Origin of the sequence: Cohnella hongkongensis (assembly GCF_042654645.1) — a bacterium.
Lineage (GTDB): Bacteria > Bacillota > Bacilli > Paenibacillales > Paenibacillaceae > Cohnella > Cohnella hongkongensis.
This window is the reverse complement of sequence record NZ_JBHSEP010000003.1, coordinates 269,274-285,563: the sequence shown is the minus strand read 5'-3', so window position 1 is coordinate 285,563 and position 16,290 is coordinate 269,274. Positions and strand designations below refer to the sequence as shown.

Sequence of the window (16,290 nt, the reverse complement as noted above, 5' to 3'; positions counted from 1 at the left end):
TTTGTCGAATGTTGGCCGCATTCGGCCATTGCCGTGCGAACATGTATTCTGTACAATGGAGCTATTAGCGGCATGGATTAGAAAAGCGCTGCAAGCAATCGATACATAATGGGAGAATGGCTATGAATCCGTATACGCAAAAGGCGGAGTCCGTAGAGGAATGGCTGACGCTGCTGAGAAGCCGTCCGGAGCTGATGGAGAATGTGACGTTCTGGCATACCGAGCCTGCGAAGCCCGCCCGGTCCGTCGATCTGCCGGCATCGGTTCATCCGAAGCTGGCCGAGGCGCTGGGCCGGAAAGGCATTCATCGGCTCTACACGCACCAGGCCGCATCCTTCCGCGCCGCGGCGGACGGTCGTCACGTCGTGACCGTGACGCCGACTGCGTCGGGCAAGACGCTCTGCTACAATCTTCCCGTCGTCCAGCGGCTGCTCGAGGACGACAGCGCCAGGGCGCTGTATCTGTTCCCGACCAAGGCGCTGGCGCAGGATCAGGTGGCGGAGCTGCAGGTGCTGGCCGATCTGATGGAAGCGGACCTCAAGACGCATACTTACGACGGCGACACGCCGCCGACGGTTCGGCAGGCGATTCGCAACGCCGGCCATATCGTCGTGACGAATCCGGATATGCTGCATTCGGCGATCTTGCCCCATCATACGAAATGGGTTAAGCTATTCGAAAATATCAAATACATCGTAATCGACGAAGTGCATGCCTATCGCGGCGTGTTCGGCAGCCATGTGGCGAATGTAATCCGCCGGTTGAAACGGATATGCCGGTTCTACGGCAGCGATCCGCAGTTTCTGTGCGCCTCCGCGACGATCCGCAATCCCCGCGAGCATACGGAGCGGCTGATCGGCGAGGAAGTCGCTCTCGTCGACGACAACGGGGCGCCTAGCGGCGACAAGCATATGGTGTTCTACAATCCGCCCGTCGTCAACAAGCAGCTCGGCATTCGCAGAAGCAGCGTGCTCGAATCGCAGAAGCTGGCGGCGTTGCTGCTGAAGAGCGGCATCCAGACGATCGTGTTTGCGCGCAGCCGCGTACGCGTCGAAATTTTGCTCACCTACCTGCAGGAGACGGTCAAGCGCGAGCTGGGCCCGAAGACGATCCGCGGCTATCGCGGCGGTTATCTGCCCAAGCTGCGCCGCGAGATCGAGCGCGGCTTGCGCAGCGGGGAAATTCGCGGCGTCGTCAGCACGAACGCGCTGGAGCTCGGCATCGACATCGGTCAGCTGCAGGCGTGCGTGCTGAACGGCTATCCCGGCACGATCGCCAGCACATGGCAGCAGTCCGGACGCGCCGGCCGCAGGCAGAGCAGCTCGGTCACGTTTCTCGTCGCCAGCAGCAATCCGCTCGATCAGTATTTGATTCAGAATCCCGATTATTTTCTCGGCCGCCCGCCCGAAGAAGCCCGGATTCATCCTGACAATCTGCTCATTCTGCTCGACCATCTGAAGTGCGCCGCCTACGAGCTTCCGTTCGAGGAAGGGGATACGTTCGGAGGCGAGAAGCTGGTCGATCTGCTGGAGTTTCTGGTCGAGGAGAAGGTGCTGCACAAGGTCGGAACCCGCTGGTATTGGATGGAGCAGGCGTTCCCGGCCCATAACATCTCGCTCCGTTCGGCGGCTCAGGAGAACTTCGTCATCATCGATCAGACGGAGGGGCAGCGCGTCATTGGAGAGGTCGACCGCTTCAGCGCTCCGACGCTGATCCACGAGGAAGCGATCTATATTCACGAAGGGGTGCAGTACCAGGTCGAGAAGCTCGATTATCCGGAGAAAAAAGCGTACGTGCGGGAAGTGAACGTCGACTATTTTACCGATGCCAGCATGGCGGTGGAGCTGAAGGTGCTGCATGTCGACATGGAAACGACCTCGGGCGCGCTGCAGCGGCAGTTCGGCGAAGTGACGGTGATGGCCAAGCCGACGATCTTTAAGAAGATCCGGCTGCGGACGCACGAGAACATCGGCTCCGGGCCGATTCATCTGCCCGAGGAAATTTTGCACACGAGCGGTTACTGGTTCGCGTTCTCGGAGGAGGAGTCGGCCAAGCGCAGCGCCAACGACATGCAGACGGCGCTGCTCGGGCTGGCGAACGTGCTGATCCACCTGGCGCCGCTCCATCTGATGTGCGATCCGCTCGATATTCGCGTCGTGCCTCAAGTGAAGGCGACGCATACGAAGCGGCCGACGATCTATTTCTACGACCGTTATCCCGGCGGCATCGGGCTTAGCCGGAGATTGTACGAGATCCACGGCGAGCTGCTGCAGGAAGCGGAGCGGCTCATTCGCGGCTGCGGCTGCTTAAGCGGCTGCCCGGCTTGCGTGGGGCCGATCGAGGAAGTCGGGCTGCTGGGCAAGGAGCTGGCGCTGGCGCTCCTGCAGGGGACGAAAGCATGAGCGGGCTGCGGGACAGGCTGAACCGGCTGCGCGGGACGCCGGAGGCCGTCGCTCCGAAGAGCGAGCCGGCTCCGCCGGGCGGGACGGAAGAGGGCGCCCTGCCCGCCGGCTTCGGCGCCATCGGCGTCGGTCTGGAGCAGAACGAAGCCGGTCCGTTCCTGCTTCGCCGGATCGTCTATCCGCTGCCTTATCGGCACGGAAAGCACGAGCTGGGCGAGCTGATGTCCCGGGCGGGAAGCCTGCATCCGATCGCCGCGCGCCAGAACGGCGGCAGCGGGCCGATCGAACCGCACCGGCTGCTGTTTCTCGACACGGAGACGACGGGGCTTGGCGTCGGCGCCGGCAACGTGCCGTTTATGGTCGGCATCGGCTGCTATGAGGGCAGCGCCTTTGTCGTCGAGCAAGCGTTGATCCGGCATCCGGGCGAGGAGAGGGCAATGCTGACCTATCTGCTCGGAAGAATGCAGGACAAGACGCACATCGTCTCCTATAACGGCCGCACGTTCGATTGGCCGGTGCTGGCCAACCGGTTTATTCTGAACGGCTGGCGCAGCAGCGGCCGGCAGCCCGGACATCTCGATTTTTTGCATCCCTCCCGGGCTTTGTGGCGCAACACGCTGCCTTCCTGCAAGCTGGGCACCGTCGAGGAAGCGAGACTGGGGGTACTCAGAGAGGAGGACGTGCCGGGCTCGCTCGCGCCGACGCTCTACTTTCAATATTTGAGCGACGGCAACCCGGCGCATCTGCACGGCGTATACGCTCATAACGAGAAGGATATTTTAACGCTCGCATCGCTCGCCGTCCATTTCGGCCGTCTGCTGGACGGAGAGGGCGAAGAGGCGGCAGCGCTGGGGAGCGAGGAGCTGTTCCGAACGGCCGGATGGCTGGAGCAGCACGGGTTGACGGAGCTCGCCGAACAATTGTTCGAACGGCTGTCGGAAAGGGAGGAAGCGGGGGAGGCGGACTGGACTTTGCCGCTTGCTGCCAGATACAAAAAAGCCGGAAGGTTCGATCGGGCGCGGGCGCTGTGGCTGAAATTCGCCGAGACGGCGGAGAGATCCGCCGCGCCGAGATACGAAGCGCACGTCGAGCTGGCGATGTATTACGAGCATCGGGCCAAGGAATTATTAATGGCGTTAACTTATGCCGAGCGAGCGCAGGAGCTGATCTTCCGGCGCGGAGAGCTGACCCGCGACAAGGCGAAACGCGACGCGGAGAGAGCGGCATTGCAGCATAGAATAGCGAGACTGAGGAACAAGGTGTCGCGCGAAAGGAAGACGGCTGGCATTGATACGGATACTTAAACCGATAGAGGGGCGCCCGGTCCCCGAAGCGCTTCTGTTCGATCTGGACGGAACGCTGTACCGCGGCCACGAGCCGATTCCGGGTGCGGGTCGGCTGATCTCCGGATTGCGAAGTCGGGGCATGCTAAGCATGTTCGTGACGAACAATTCGACGCGCACGCCTCGCGAAGTGGCGGAGCACTTGCGAGAGATGGGCGTCGACGCGCCGGAGGAGGCGATCGTCACCTCGGCGATGGCGGCCGCGGATTACGCCGGGAAGCATTATCCCGGAGCGGCCGTGTACGCAATCGGCGAGAAGGGGTTGAAGCAGGCGCTCGCCGCCGCCGGCCTTCGTCTGGCGGAGAGCGGCGAACCGGCGCAGCTGGTCGTGCAGGGGCTGGATCGCGGACTCGAATACGGGCGCTTGGCCGAGGCTGTCCGGCATTTGCTGAACGGAGCGGGCTTCGTGCAGACGAATCCCGACCGGCTGCTGCCGATCGAGGGCGGCTTCCTTCCGGGGGCGGGCAGCCTCGGGGCGGCGCTGCAGGCGGCGACCGGCATCGAGCCTGTCGTAATCGGCAAGCCTTCCGGCATTTTGATGGATTATTCGCTGCGCATTTCGGGCACGTCGCCCGGCGGCTCCTGGGTCATCGGAGACAATCCGCATACGGATCTGGCCGCCGCCCGCGATGCCGGCTGTCCGGCGATTCTCGTGCTGACCGGACTTTGTACGGCGGACGATTGGGAAGCCCGCTGCGCCAAAGCCGGCGTCGTTCCCGATATCGTCTGCTCGGGACCGGAGCAGCTGGAGGAGATCTTGTATACGATTCTGAAAGGATAAATATCCATTCTCCTGATCCGAATCGCCTTCGGCCACCATGCCTTCACCGTCCTAAATACGCCGAAGGCATTGGTGCTTGGGCAGATGAGGATACGGATCTCACAGCGTCAACTCAAGGAAAGGATGTCGACATCATGCCGGAATACCCGGAAATGGAGCATTACCGCACACAGCTTTCGTCGCTGATCGGCGGTCGCAAAATCTCGGGAGCGGCCGTTAACCGGGCCGCGACGATCAACGAGCCGGAGGAGGAGTTCGCCGCGGCGCTTGCCGGACGCACCGTTCTGTTCGTAGAGCGGAGAGGCAAGCACCTGCTCTTTCATTTGGACGACGGCAACCGCCTTTTGCTTCACCTTATGCTGGGGGGGTGGCTTGCCTACGGAGAGAAAGGGCCGAAGCCGGACAGTCATTTTCAGGTCATTCTGACCTTCGAGGGCGGAGATTCGCTCTACTTCGGAGGACTGCGCCTCGGCTACCTGCACCGCATCTCGGCCAAGACGGCGCTGGAGCTGATGAAGGAGCTCGGTCCCGAGCCGTTCGACCCGCGGCTGACGCCGGAAGCGTTCCGCAAGCGGCTCGCCTCCAAGAGAGGCAGGCTGAAGCCGGCGCTGACCGATCAGAAATTCATCGCCGGCATCGGCAACTGCTACAGCGACGAAATCTGCTTCGAAGCGAAGCTACACCCGGCTGCGGCGGCGAACGCCCTGAGCGACGAAGAAGCGGAGCGGCTGTACCGAGCCATGCACAAGGTGCTTGCCGAGGCGAAGGAGGCGGGCGGCTATATGGACCACCCGCTGACCGAGGACGATCGGCTGACCGGCGGCTACAACGAGCGCTGTCTCGTGTACGACCGGCCGAACGAGCCGTGCCTCGCGTGCGGAACGCCGATTCGGCAGGAGACGCTCGGCGGGCGCAAAATGTTTTACTGCCCGAACTGTCAGCGGGAAGCTTGAATGGTCCGGGTCGGAAGTCATGTCAGCACGCGCGGGGGCTACCGCGCAGCGGCGGAGCATGCGGCGGCGACCGGGAGCGCCAGCTTTCAGTATTTTCCGAAAAACCCGAGAACGCTGCAGCCGAAGGCGTTCGATCGCAGCGACGCCGAGAGGTGCGCCGCCTGGTGCCGGGAGCGCGGCATCGCGTCGATCGCTCACGGTCCCTACCCCGTCAACCCCGCGTCGGAAGGCGAGGCGGCTCGCCGGATGGCGCTCTGCACGCTTAACGATCTGCAAATCGCGGAAGCTTGCGGCTCGGTCGGCGTCGTCGTTCATTTCGGCGCTTACAAGGGGGCGGATCCGCTTCAAGGCTACCGGAACATTTTGCAGTGGGTGAACAGCGTAACGGCGCTGTGGTCGGGCAAAGCCCAAATCTTGCTGGAAAATCAGGCCGGCGATCACGGCCCGATGGGGACGACGCCGGAGGAGCTGGCGCAAATTCGCTCCCTCGCCGCGCATCCCGAGAAAATCGGCTTCTGCCTCGATACCTGCCATCTGTTCGCCAGCGGCGAATGGCGGCCGGGACAGTGGGAGGCCTACGCCGAACGGGCAAGGCGGCTGGGGCTGTGGGAACATGTGCGCGCGATCCACCTGAACGATTCGCGTTATCCGTCCGGCTCTCGCAAGGACCGGCATGCGGCGATCGGCGAAGGCTGCATCGGGCGGGAGCAGTTCGAGGAGCTGCTCGGCACGCCTGAGCTGAAAGCCGTTCCGCTTATCTTGGAAACGCCTGTCGGCGCGGACGGCACGCACCGCGAGCAAATCGAGCGGGTCAGACGATGGTCCGGGGAGGAAGATTGCGATGATTAACGTTTATTTGGACGATGTGCGGCCGTGCCCGCGCGGCTTCGTCGCGGCGAGAACGGCGCAGGAATGCCTGCTGCTGCTGTCGGAGTGCGACATCGACATTCTGTCGCTCGACTACGAGCTCGGCTTCGGGCAGCCGAACGGGCTGGCCGTCGTGCACGGCATGATCGCCGCGGATAAATATCCGAGGCGCATCTACGTTCATTCCTCCAGCATGCTGGGCCGGGCGAACATGGTGCGGGACTTGCGGGCGGCCGGTCCGGCCGGCGTAGAAATTCACGACGGACCGATGCCGCAGGCCGTGCTGAGGGAAGCGGCGGAGGGACGCCGAAATGCGTGAGTGGCAGCCGGAGCATTGGAAGCGGGAGTGGACGTTCTCGCCGGCTCCTTACGCCCTGTTCGTGCATACGCCGCTCTGCGGCACCTGCCAGGCGGCCGGCCGCATGCTGGCGGTCGCGGAGGAGCTCGTGCCGGAGCTCCCGCTCGCCAGCGCGAACCTGAATCTGATGCCGGAGCTGGCGCAGCTGCTGAAGATCGAGAGCGTTCCGTGTCTCGTCTTGAAGCGCAGGAACGGCACATGGAGCAAACATTATCGTTTCCCCTCCGTCGTGGAACTGGTGGAACGGCTTAGAAAGGCGAGAGAGAACTTATGATACATCTGCAAGGTTTGACATTCAGGCGCGACGGACGCGACATCCTCCGGGGTGTCGATCTGAACGTAAACGCTGGCGAGCACTGGGCGATACTCGGGCGCAACGGCTGCGGAAAATCGACGATTCTGGAGCTGGTGACCGCTTATCAATTCCCGACGTCGGGAACCGTCGACGTGCTCGGCTACCGCTACGGAACGGTGGACGTACGCGAAGTGCGCAGGCAGATCGGCTATATCAGTCCCGCGCTGATCGAGAAGATGGAATTGGGAGATCCGCTGTGGGAGATCGTCGCCAGCGGGGCGTTCGCCTATCTTCGCTTCTATGAGGAAGTGCCCCCGGAAGTGAAAGAGCGCGCGAACGAAGAGCTGAAGCGCGTCGGGCTCGGCGCGTACGCCGAGCAGCCGTTCGGCACGCTGTCTCAGGGCGAACGCAAGAAAGCGCTGCTGGCCCGCACGATGATGGCTTCGCCGAAGCTGCTTATTCTGGACGAGCCCTGCGCGGGGCTCGATCTGTACGAGCGGGAGAAGTTTCTGCAGACGCTGACGGAGCTGGCCGAGAACAAGATCTCGCTGCTGTACGTTACGCATCATATCGAGGAGATCATTCCGGTGATGACGCATGTGGCGTTAATGGCCGAAGGCCGATTCGTCTCGGCCGGCCTGAAGGAAGACGTGCTGACGCCGGACAAGCTGAAGGAAGCCTACGGTCTTCCGATCGACGTCCGTTGGACGCACGGCCGCCCCTGGATTGAAGTCCGGAAGGAGAGCGGAGAATGATTTCCTTCGTCTGCACGGCCAATCCGGGCTTTGCTCCGTATGCGATGGAGGAGCTGAGAAGGCGGTTTCCGGGCTCCAAGGTGTCCGGCCTCGCGCCGGGAGAGACGTTTCTGATCGCGTTCGCGGAGCAGGATCCGGAGCGGGCTCTGAAGGAGCTGCGCCGCAAGGAGCCGGTCTTCCTGCGCCATCTGTTCCCGATCGAAGCGGAATGCGAGGCGACGAACGATCCGAACGCAACGGCCGAGCGGATGATCGCGTTTGCCTCCTCGCTCGGAGAGCGGCTGAGAGGGGGCCGGGCGGCGATCCAGGTTCGCAAGGAGCAGAACAGCCCGTTCCCGTTCTCGTCGGCGGAAGGCCGGGACGTCATCGCTCCTGCGGTGACCGGGCTTGGCGCCGAGGTAGCGGCGCGCGATTCGGACTGGATCGTCTCGATCTATGCGTCGAAGAAAAAGCTGTACATGGGCTGCTCCCGGCCCCGGGACAATTTGTCCGACTGGCCAGGCGGGGCGGTTCGCTTTCGCAAGGACGACAGCCTCATCTCGCGCGCGGCTTTTAAGCTGCTGGAGGCGGAACGGGCGTTCGACCTGCCGCTCGACCGGTTCTCGAACGCGCTGGATCTCGGCGCCGCTCCCGGCGGATGGACGTCCGTGCTGCTTGAACGCGGGCTGAAGGTGACCGCCGTCGATCCTGCCGAGATGGACGCGTCGCTCGTCGGCAATTCCAATCTGCGCCACATTCGGCGCAACGCGGCCGACGTTTCGTTCGCGCCGGGGACGTTCGACCTGTTGGTGTGCGATATGAGCTGGGATCCGTATCATACGTGCCGAATCGTCTCGGAGCTGGCTCCTTCGATGGCGGCCGGCGGCTCCGGACTGATTACGCTGAAGCTGATGTACCGCAAGCCGCTGCAGACGATCGACGATCTGACCGAGGAATACGGCCGCCTGTTCGACATTCGGCAAGTGAAGCAGTTGTTTCATAACCGGGAAGAAGTTACAATATGGGTGAAAAGAAAATAAGCGGCCGCGCAGGGAAAGCATCCCGCATCCGGACGGAGCGATCGAGAGAGTCTCGAAGCTCCGAATTCAGGTGCGGGTTTTTTGCGCGCAATGAGGAGTGGGACACGGGTGGAGCATCCGCATATGCAAGACCTGGAGCTGGCGCCGGGACAGCTGTTCGGCGATCGCTACCGAATCGCGAGGCCGATCGGCAAAGGCGGCATGGGCCGGGTCTACATGGCCGAGGATACGCGGCTGGGAGGAAAGGCCAGGGCGCTGAAGATGACCCGCCCGCTTCCGGAGGAGCGTCGAACGTTCCTGCCCGAGGCGCAGCTGCTCAGCGAGCTGGACCATCCCCATCTTCCGGCTATCGTCGATTATTACCCTCCGGATGCGAACGGAGTCGCCTGCATCGTTATGGAATACATCGCCGGGGATACGCTGGCCGAGCGCTTCGAGCGATACGGTCTTCGGCTCGGGTTTCCGTTCGTGCTCGACGTTCTGATCGATCTGACGAATGTGCTGACCTATCTGCACGCGCAGACGCCCGCCGTCGTCTTCCGCGACCTGAAGCCCGCGAACGTGCTGCTGGGTCACGACGACAAGGCGATTCTCGTCGACTTCGGCATCGCCAGAAGATACCGGGAGAACAAGCCGAGCGATACGCTTCAGCTCGGCACGCCGGGGTTCGCGGCGCCGGAGCAGCTGCGCGGCGAGCAATCCGACGAGCGCACCGATCTGTACGGCTTGGGGGCGCTGGCCTACTTTCTTCTATCCGGAGGACAGTTCGCCATGCGCCGCCGGGGCGCCGTCGATTCCGCGCTTCAGGAGGACGTTCCCGCCGATTTTGCCCGGCTGCTCGGCCGCTTGCTGGCCGGCGACCCGGCGGACCGGCCGCGTTCTGCGGACGAGCTGCTGGAGGAGCTTCACCTCGTCAAGCTGGAGCTTGTCGGCCGGGATCGCGCTCCGCTGTCGCCGATGCATGCGCCGGAGCCGACCCGGTCCGACACGAGGATCGTCGCGCTGGTTTCCGCCTATCCCGGAGCGGGGGCGACGTTCGCAGCGCTCGCTCTGTCGGCGGTGCTCGGCCGGCAAAATCGGCCCCATGCGCTGGTCGAATGCCCCGGGGGAGAAGCCGAGCTGTACGCTTTGCTGAACGGGGGAAGAAAAATGCCGAAGGGAGCCGTATTCGTCCGCGCGGACGGACGGCAGGGAGCCGCTCCCGCATGGCGCGAAGGCGCCGCAGCGTATTATCCGCTTCGACCGGACGAGGAGTCGGCCGTCCACCGGGTGCCGGGCAAGGAGCTGACCCGGTGGCTGAGAAGGCTGGGCGTCCCGCTCGTTCTGCTCGACGTCTCCAGCCGCTGGGAGCACCCCGAGACGACGGATTTCGTGCTCCGCGCCGCCGACCTGATCGCCATCGTGGCGGACTGTTATCCGGCCAAGTGGTCCGCCCGCAGGCAGGCGGCCTGTACGGAGCTGCACCGGCAGGCCGAGCGCCGGGCGATCCGCACGCTATGGATCGCCAATCGGGACCAGCCGTTCCGCGATCGCGGCAGCTGGCTCTCCTTGTTTCCCGAAGCTCCGGAGGCGTACTTGCCGGAGCTGGCCTCCTCCGTCATGCTGAACGCGCTGTGGCGGGGCGAAGGCTTCCCCCGGGACGACCGGAGCGCGCAGGCGCTGGAGCGGGCGTGCCGCTCGCTGACTCGCGCGACGGCTTTGCGGAATCGGGCATGAGCTTCCCGCGGCCGGGAGATTTTTCATCGCTTTGACAGGCGTGGTACAATAGAGGAGGTAAAACAGTGAGGTGATCACGATGAATAATGAAAATATATTGATTATCGAAGACGAAGACTCGATCGCGAGAATTTTGCAGCTGGAGCTGGAGCACGAGGGCTATAACGTCGGCATGGCGGCGGACGGACGCAAGGGGCTGGAAATGGCCGTCTCCGGAGAGTGGGATCTCGTGCTGCTGGACGTCATGCTGCCCGAGCTTAACGGCATCGAGGTGCTTCGCCGGCTGCGCCAGAACGACGCCGCCGTTCCGGTCATTCTGCTGACGGCCAGAGACACCGTTCCCGACAAGGTCAGCGGGTTCGAGCACGGGGCCAACGACTACATTACGAAGCCGTTCGCGATGGAGGAGCTGCTCGCGCGGGTCCGCAACCTGCTCCGCATTTTCAAAGCCTCCAGAGAGGGAGAGAGCGAGGACGTCATCAAGATCGGCGATCTGTCGATCGAGCTTCTGACGCGCAAGGTGTACCGGAAGGATCATTCGATCGATCTGACGCCCCGCGAGTTCGAGCTTCTGCTCTACTTGGCCCGCAACAAAAACGAGGAGAAAACCCGCGACGAAATTTTGTCCGACGTATGGGGATACGAATATATCGGCGACACGAACGTCGTCGATGTCTACATTCGTTATTTGCGGCAGAAGATGGACAAGGGGTACCGCCATAAGCTGCTGCACACGGTGCGTGGAGTCGGATACATGTTGAAGGAGCCCGATGCATGACCCTGAGATCCAGATTTACCCTGTTCACGGTTTTCTGGTTAATTTTTATTTTGATCTTGTACAACATTTTCGTTTATTTCTTCGTCATCCGAGTGACGACCCGGGGCGAGCAGCAGCTGCTTACGAACAAGGCGGACCTGGTCATCGAATCCTTGCGCAAGCGAGGCATGCAGGGGCTCGACGAGCCGAAGCTGCTCAGCGACATGTATAATTATAACGAGATGATGAGAATCGTCGTCGGAGAGCAGGTCGTCAACAAAGTCGGAACCGACCAGGAGCTTCTCTCCATCGCCACCCAGACGCAGGTGTACAACTATTCGGAAACGATGCAGATCAACGGACAGCGCGTCCTTTTTCTGTCCAAGCCGATATTCGACCAAGGGCGGATGGTCGGCACGATGGAGGCCGCGCGGCGGCTGACCGTGCTGGACAGCTATTTGCAGATTCTGGTCGGCGCGCTCACGGTTACGAGCATCGGTGCGGTCGTGTTCGCCATTTTCGGCACGTATTGGTTTACGTCGCGATTGACGGGGCCGATCGGGCAGATGGTGCAGACGATGCGCGAGATCGATCGCAGCGGCAAGCTGTACCGTGTCAAGCTGAACGGGCGGGAGGAGTCGGTCGAGCTTCAGCAGATGGTTCGGGCGTTTAACCAGATGATCGACCGGCTGGACCGGACGATCGAAAGCCAGAAGCACTTCGTTGCGGACGCCTCGCATGAACTGAAGACGCCGCTGACCGTCATCTCGAGCTATGCGGACATGCTCAAGCGATGGGGGCGGGATAACGCCGCGGTCCGGGACGAGGCGATCGAAGCGATCTCCAAGGAAACCGAACGTCTGCAAAACCTGATCCGCTCGATGCTGACGCTGGCGGAGGCGGAGCAGGACAATTGGCTGAACGTGACCCGCTTCGACGTCATCAGCGTCGTCAGGGAGCTGTCCGAGGTGCTGGGCAAGACGTTCCAGCGCGACATTCGCGTGCATTCCGACAGTCACTTTGTCTACATGCGCGGAGATAAGGATAAAATCCGCCAGCTGCTGCTCATTCTGATCGACAATGCGCTCAAGTACAGCAAGGAGCCGATCGACGTTCGCATCCGCAACCAGAAAAGCGGCATCAAGCTGGAGGTTACCGATTACGGCATCGGCATTCCCGAGAGCGAGATACCGAACATGTTCCAGCGCTTCTACCGCGTAGATACGGCTCGCCATCGCTCGACGGGCGGCAGCGGTCTCGGACTGTCCATCGCCAAAAAAATCATCGACGTGCACGAAGGCAACGTAGAGGTCTACAGCAAGCCGGGCAACGGCACGACGATCTCGATCCAGCTTCCCCGCAAAATTTAAAAAAAAGCAGGCAGCCCCGCAGATCATCCGAAAGATGATCTCCAGGGCTGCCTTTTTCCCGCGCAGCGGGAAGTTAGATGACCCGGCGCGCCGTGACGTACGTTTTTTTCCAATGACTGGAGCTTAGAGAGGAGTAAGTGACTCCCGGTTTGCCATAGGTGTGCAAAATTTTGTTGTTGCCCACGTATACGGCGACATGGCCGATTTTCTTCCCGGTTCTTGCCGTCGAGAAGAAGACGAGATCTCCGCGCTTCAGCTTGCTTTTCGACACCTTGACTCCCTTTTTGGCCTGAGAGCTCGATACGCGAGGCAGCTTGACGCCGTATTTGCCGTATATATATTGCGTAAAGCTGGAGCAGTCGAACGCCGACGTCGAACCGGACGGAGCTCCGAAGCGATATTTCACGCCCATATATTTCTTTCCGAGAGATATGATTTTGTCCGCTTTCGTCGCGGCCGACGCCTGCGGGGCTTGTCCGACGGCGAGACCGGCGAACCCGATCGCCGCGCACAGGCTGATGCCGACGACTTTGCGAACGAATGTTGTTTTAAATTTCATGATGTTTCCTCCCATACTTCCATTTCATTTTGCTACGAGAACGAGTATAGCAGATGCCGTTTGGCCTAAGGTTTTCCAAGGAGAGCGGAACAACGGGCAAGAGAACGGTTTGAATCCGTTTCTTAGAATAGCATGAGAATTTTCTAAGCTCCGCCTCCCGCGATCGGGCGCGATCGCTCGAATGTCGAAAATGGCTTGCTCCTCCTCGCCGCCATCCTATACTATAGGGAGTGGGAAGGTTGGATGGCTTTATCATCCGGCGAGCAACACGGCAACGGGAGGCGACCACATGCTTAAACGATTAAAAGTGTCCGACGAAGGCCGAATGCTGGCGCTGACGATCCGCAACTATGGAAGGGGGGATTTCGCGAGTTTAATCGCACTGCAGGAACGGTGTTTTCCGCCTCCTTTTCCGTCCGAGCTGTGGTGGAAGGAGGAGCAGCTAGCCGAGCACGTCGCCCGCTTTCCCGAAGGGGCGCTGTGCGCCGAGGCGGAAGGGACGATCGTAGGCTCGATGACGGCTTTGCGGGTAACGGTCCGGCCGAACGAGCCGCACGACTGGGCTACGATAACGGATAACGGATACATCCGCAATCACGAGCCCGACGGAGACACGATCTATGTCGTCGATCTGTGCATAGATCCGCGCTATCGCAAAATGGGGTTGGGAAAATGGCTGATGCAGTCCATGTACGAGACGGTCGTTCATCTGGGCTGCCTGAGATTGCTCGGAGGGGGCCGCATGCCCGGCTACCATGCCCATGCCGACCGGCTGGCGCCCGAGGAGTACGTTCGCAAGGTGTGCGAAGGGGAGCTGCGCGATCCGGTCATTTCCTTCATGCTGCGCTGCGGACGGCTGCCGATCGGCGTTGCGGCCCAGTACTTGGAAGACGAACAATCGCTGAACTATGCGGCATTAATGGAATGGCGAAATCCCTTTAAGATGGAGAGATAACAGATGGAATACGTTCGCGTTCGTTCAATAGAAGATTCTAGGTTTGCGGAGATGCACCGTCTGATGGGAACGATCTTCCCGCCGGAAGAGGTGCTCGCGTTCGATCTGTGGAAGGAGCCGATCGAGGATCCGGACATTCACGTGTATGTGGCCGTTCATGAAGGCGCGGTCGTAGGCGCGACGGAATACCGGTATTACCCGGAGCTGCGGGTGGCGATGACCGACTTTACGATTATCGGAGCGATGGGGCTCGGCATCGGCCGCTTCCTCTATGTGCAGAGGGCGCGGGACCTCGAACGCATGCAGCGGGAAAGCGGAACCGAGTCGATCGGCATGTTCGCCGAGATCTACCGTCCGCATGCGGTGTCTTCCTTTAAATTCGGCAACATTCTGCCGATGCATCCGGCCGTCCGGCGAGAAGTGCTGTCCCATATCGGCTATCAGAAGCTCGACCTGACCTACGTGCATCCGTCGTGGGATCATGAGGGCAAGGCGGTGACCGAGCTCGATCTCGGCTTTTTCCCGACGGACGAGACGCTCGAATCGCTGCCTGCCGAGCTGATCGTTCGTTTCCTCCGACAATACTATTCCGCGCTCCCGAACAAGCCGAAGGAGTGGGAGGAGATGATTCGCGGGCTGGAAGCCCGCGACGACGTGAAGCTGCTTCCGCTGTAAGCGGAGCTTAAGTAGGGAGATGCGTGATGCGTTTAACGTTTCTGGGAACCGGCGATTCGATGGGAACGCCGAGAGTGTATTGCGATTGCGGAGTGTGCGGGGAAGCGAGAACCGGCGGTCTGAACCGCCGGTTCCGTTCTTCGCTTCTGCTGGAAGAAGAGGGGGAACCGCCTCTGCTGCTCGACTGCGGTCCGGACTGGCGCGCGCAGATGGAGCGGATCGGCCGTCGGGGCATCGGGGAGGCGCTGATCACCCACGCCCACTTCGATCATATCGGAGGCTTGACGGAATGGGCCGACGCTTGCCGCTGGCGGGAGGAGCGAGGTCGTCTGCACGCGCCTAAGGAAGTCATCGTCGAGATCGTCTCCCGCTTCCCGTGGATTGGCGCGCAGCTGTCGATGCAGGCCAACGACGGCGGCATGAGCTACGGGGAGTGGCGGATTACTCCCTGGCGGGTTCATCACGGGAAGAACGGGTACGCGTACGCGTACCGCTTCGAGAGCCGGAAGGACGGTCGCGCCTGGGCCTACTGCTCGGACGCGATCCATCTGGACGGGAACGAGAAGGCTCCCCTGGCCGGCCTGATCTTGCTCGTGCTGGGCACGAGCTTTGTCGTGGAACATTATCCGGTCGCGACGCGGTCGGTGTACGATATGAAAGAAGGGCTCGAGCTTGTTCGCGAATTGGGGCCGGAGCGGGCCGTCTTCACCCATCTGTCCCATGACGTCGACATGCGCTCGGATTACGGATTGCCGGCCCATGTCGCGCTGGCGGCCACCGGCATGACGATCGCCGTTTAGTCGCGGCTGCGGATGACGAGCAGCAGTCCGTCGGCGATGTCGATCGTGCCGTGCTCCTCTTCCAGCACGTTGCTGATGCCGAGCGACCAGCCCAGCTTCAGCGTGGCGTTGCTCAGCGGGTAGCGAAACCCGCTCAGCGTTACGCCGGTCACTTCCAGGGTAAGGGGCAGCAGCGAGACGTAAGGGTACGGCTCGCTCGCTTCCAGCCGGAGCCGGCCGGCGCACAGCCGGATTTCGTTATGCTCGTCGACGAGGGTCAGCGCCGCGCCCCTCTCATGCGCCTGGCGGAGCAGGTGGACGTTGCCGAGAGTATGGTCGAACCGCGTGCCGAGCGCTCCGGTGGCGACGATGCGGGTATAGCCGCGGTCCAGCGCTTCGCGAAGCGCCAGCTCGGTGTCGGTCCAATCTTTGTCGTAGGGATCGCAGTCGAGCATCTGCTTGGCTTGCCGGGCGATCCGGCTCTTCTCGTCCGCGGTCACCGAGTCGAAGTCGCCGAGGGCGAGATCCGGCTTCAGTCCGTGCCGGACGAGAAACTCGGCGCCGCGGTCGGCCCCGATCAGATAATCTCCGGGAGCCGGCAAGTCCAGAGCCCACCGGCCCAGGCGCCCGCCGGCAAATATGAGTGCGCGTTCGTGATCGGAACGGGACATGTTCAGGCTCCTCCATGTAACCGATTAACGGTCGT

General features: G+C 61.9%; 17 protein-coding genes. 15 read left to right on the top strand and 2 right to left on the bottom strand.

Annotated elements, in window-relative coordinates:
* The first annotated feature begins 122 nt into the window (after positions 1–122).
* The 12 genes from ACFO3S_RS06810 (at position 123) to ACFO3S_RS06755 (ending at position 12,616) form a co-directional block, all read left to right on the top strand.
* Complete coding sequence (locus ACFO3S_RS06810) at positions 123–2,402, top strand: DEAD/DEAH box helicase (RefSeq protein ID WP_378093672.1); 2,280 nt, start codon at positions 123–125, stop codon at positions 2,400–2,402.
* On the top strand, positions 2,399–3,706 hold the full coding sequence (locus ACFO3S_RS06805; RefSeq protein ID WP_378093670.1) for a ribonuclease H-like domain-containing protein: 1,308 nt from the start codon (positions 2,399–2,401) through the stop codon (positions 3,704–3,706). Before ACFO3S_RS06810 ends, ACFO3S_RS06805 begins: the two co-directional genes overlap by 4 nt.
* The gene (locus tag ACFO3S_RS06800; protein ID WP_378093668.1) at positions 3,690–4,526 is read left to right on the top strand and encodes an HAD-IIA family hydrolase; all 837 of its coding nucleotides are present in this window, start codon (positions 3,690–3,692) and stop codon (positions 4,524–4,526) included. The genes ACFO3S_RS06805 and ACFO3S_RS06800 overlap by 17 nt, the downstream gene beginning before the upstream one ends.
* 134 nt (positions 4,527–4,660) lie before the next feature.
* Positions 4,661–5,479, top strand: coding sequence for a bifunctional DNA-formamidopyrimidine glycosylase/DNA-(apurinic or apyrimidinic site) lyase (gene mutM / locus ACFO3S_RS06795; protein WP_378093666.1), 819 nt, complete (start codon positions 4,661–4,663; stop codon positions 5,477–5,479).
* Positions 5,480–6,328 (top strand): deoxyribonuclease IV, encoded by an 849-nt coding sequence (locus tag ACFO3S_RS06790; RefSeq protein WP_378093664.1) that lies wholly within the window; start codon positions 5,480–5,482, stop codon positions 6,326–6,328.
* Positions 6,321–6,665, top strand: a complete 345-nt coding sequence (locus tag ACFO3S_RS06785; protein WP_378093662.1) for a cyclic-phosphate processing receiver domain-containing protein — start codon at positions 6,321–6,323, stop codon at positions 6,663–6,665. The genes ACFO3S_RS06790 and ACFO3S_RS06785 overlap by 8 nt, the downstream gene beginning before the upstream one ends.
* Complete coding sequence (locus tag ACFO3S_RS06780; protein ID WP_378093660.1) at positions 6,658–6,978, top strand: thioredoxin family protein; 321 nt, start codon at positions 6,658–6,660, stop codon at positions 6,976–6,978. The genes ACFO3S_RS06785 and ACFO3S_RS06780 overlap by 8 nt, the downstream gene beginning before the upstream one ends.
* Positions 6,975–7,754, top strand: a complete 780-nt coding sequence (locus ACFO3S_RS06775) for an ABC transporter ATP-binding protein (RefSeq protein ID WP_378093658.1) — start codon at positions 6,975–6,977, stop codon at positions 7,752–7,754. The genes ACFO3S_RS06780 and ACFO3S_RS06775 overlap by 4 nt, the downstream gene beginning before the upstream one ends.
* The gene (locus ACFO3S_RS06770; RefSeq protein WP_378093656.1) at positions 7,751–8,773 is read left to right on the top strand and encodes an SAM-dependent methyltransferase; all 1,023 of its coding nucleotides are present in this window, start codon (positions 7,751–7,753) and stop codon (positions 8,771–8,773) included. Before ACFO3S_RS06775 ends, ACFO3S_RS06770 begins: the two co-directional genes overlap by 4 nt.
* A gap of 108 nt (positions 8,774–8,881) precedes the next feature.
* Positions 8,882–10,489 (top strand): serine/threonine protein kinase, encoded by a 1,608-nt coding sequence (locus tag ACFO3S_RS06765; protein WP_378093654.1) that lies wholly within the window; start codon positions 8,882–8,884, stop codon positions 10,487–10,489.
* A gap of 79 nt (positions 10,490–10,568) precedes the next feature.
* Complete coding sequence (locus ACFO3S_RS06760; protein ID WP_378093916.1) at positions 10,569–11,267, top strand: response regulator transcription factor; 699 nt, start codon at positions 10,569–10,571, stop codon at positions 11,265–11,267.
* Positions 11,264–12,616, top strand: coding sequence for a sensor histidine kinase (locus tag ACFO3S_RS06755; protein WP_378093652.1), 1,353 nt, complete (start codon positions 11,264–11,266; stop codon positions 12,614–12,616). Before ACFO3S_RS06760 ends, ACFO3S_RS06755 begins: the two co-directional genes overlap by 4 nt.
* Positions 12,617–12,689: 73 nt before the next feature.
* On the opposite strand, the gene ACFO3S_RS06750 is transcribed toward ACFO3S_RS06755, so the two are convergent.
* Positions 12,690–13,175 carry a C40 family peptidase gene (locus tag ACFO3S_RS06750; protein WP_378093650.1) on the bottom strand — a complete coding sequence of 162 codons (486 nt, stop codon included), beginning with the start codon at positions 13,173–13,175 and terminating at the stop codon, positions 12,690–12,692.
* 289 nt (positions 13,176–13,464) lie between these two features.
* Between ACFO3S_RS06750 and ACFO3S_RS06745 the strand changes: the two genes are divergently transcribed.
* The 3 genes from ACFO3S_RS06745 to ACFO3S_RS06735 are packed head-to-tail and all read left to right on the top strand — an operon-like array spanning position 13,465 to position 15,605.
* On the top strand, positions 13,465–14,130 hold the full coding sequence (locus ACFO3S_RS06745; protein WP_378093648.1) for a GNAT family N-acetyltransferase: 666 nt from the start codon (positions 13,465–13,467) through the stop codon (positions 14,128–14,130).
* A 3-nt stretch (positions 14,131–14,133) separates the two neighbouring features.
* The gene (locus ACFO3S_RS06740) at positions 14,134–14,805 is read left to right on the top strand and encodes a GNAT family N-acetyltransferase (RefSeq protein WP_378093646.1); all 672 of its coding nucleotides are present in this window, start codon (positions 14,134–14,136) and stop codon (positions 14,803–14,805) included.
* A 26-nt stretch (positions 14,806–14,831) separates the two neighbouring features.
* Positions 14,832–15,605, top strand: a complete 774-nt coding sequence (locus ACFO3S_RS06735; protein ID WP_378093644.1) for an MBL fold metallo-hydrolase — start codon at positions 14,832–14,834, stop codon at positions 15,603–15,605.
* On the opposite strand, the gene ACFO3S_RS06730 is transcribed toward ACFO3S_RS06735, so the two are convergent.
* Positions 15,602–16,255 carry a thiamine diphosphokinase gene (locus tag ACFO3S_RS06730; RefSeq protein ID WP_378093642.1) on the bottom strand — a complete coding sequence of 218 codons (654 nt, stop codon included), beginning with the start codon at positions 16,253–16,255 and terminating at the stop codon, positions 15,602–15,604. The genes ACFO3S_RS06735 and ACFO3S_RS06730 overlap by 4 nt on opposite strands.
* Positions 16,256–16,290: the final 35 nt, after the last annotated feature.